Origin of the sequence: Flavobacterium cyanobacteriorum (assembly GCF_002251835.1) — a bacterium.
In the GTDB taxonomy this organism is placed as follows: Bacteria; Bacteroidota; Bacteroidia; order Flavobacteriales; family Flavobacteriaceae; genus Flavobacterium; species Flavobacterium cyanobacteriorum.
The window spans coordinates 1-1,109 of sequence record NZ_NOXV01000015.1; the positions used below are offsets into that span (position 1 = coordinate 1).

The window sequence follows — 1,109 nt, forward strand, 5'->3', positions numbered from 1 at the left end:
CGCTCTATCTCCCCGCCGCAAAAGCGGGCGGCGGGGAGGATGCCGCTACCATCGGGGCTAAACCCAGAATCCGGGATACACCTGCCCCGCAACCCGGCATAGGACCCAGGCAAATGTAATCGGTTCACCCCTAATTATAAAATAATAGTGCCGCCATATAATTAAACCTAACTTAATATTCTGTTAAATAAATATTTACGTTAATGCCTTTATTTTGCAAGAAACACCCATGAAAAAACGCAATGTTGACCTCGTAGTGTTATCAGACATCCACCTGGGTACCTATGGCTGCCACGCAAAAGAGCTCCTGGTTTATCTGTCCTCTATCAAACCAAAGACGCTTATACTCAATGGCGATATAATAGATATATGGCAGTTCAGGAAATCTTATTTTCCAAAATCGCACCTCAAAGTTATAAAAAAGCTGATCGATTTTGCTTCAAAAGATACCCGTGTTTATTATATAACCGGCAACCATGATGAAATGCTCCGCAAATTCAGTGACACCCACATGGGTAATTTTTCTTTAGCAGACAAAGTCGTGCTGGAACTTGACGGCAAAAAAGCATGGTTTTTCCACGGAGACGTATTTGACAGTTCGGTGCATCACGCCAAATGGATTGCCAGGCTTGGCGGCATAGGCTATGATTACCTTATCCTGCTAAACCGATTTGTGAACTGGGCGCTGACACGCATGGGGCGCGAACCCTATTCCCTGTCAAAAAAAATCAAATCAGGTGTAAAAAAAGCAGTTAAATTTATTTCTGATTTTGAAGCCACCGCAGCCGAACTGGCCATTGAAAATAACTATGATTATGTAGTATGCGGGCACATACATGAACCGAAAATACTCAAAAAGGAAAATAAAAAAGGGGCTGTGCTTTACCTGAATTCCGGCGACTGGATTGAAAACCTTACGGCCCTTGAATATCATAAAAGACGGTGGAAGCTTTATTCCTATGCAGAAGAAGTAAACGAAATTAGGGTCAATGAAGATGAATACTTTGAAATGGAAACGCAGCTTACCCGGCAACTTATTACTTCGCTGATGGTGAACAACATCAAACCGAAGTGGTTTAAACTTATTTGTTAAATAAAAAAGGGTTGAC

1 protein-coding gene is annotated in these 1,109 nt (G+C 42.1%); it reads left to right on the plus strand.

Going from position 1 to position 1,109, the window contains the following annotated elements; all coding sequences use genetic code 11:
- Positions 1-229 precede the first annotated feature (229 nt).
- Positions 230-1,093 (plus strand): UDP-2,3-diacylglucosamine diphosphatase, encoded by an 864-nt coding sequence (locus CHU92_RS00110; RefSeq protein ID WP_094411395.1) that lies wholly within the window; start codon positions 230-232, stop codon positions 1,091-1,093.
- Positions 1,094-1,109: the final 16 nt, after the last annotated feature.

What these genes read in the sequence shown, in the direction of transcription:
- CHU92_RS00110 (WP_094411395.1), top strand. Translation starts at nt 230, where the DNA reads ATGAAAAAACGCAATGTTGACCTCGTAGTGTTATCAGACATCCACCTG.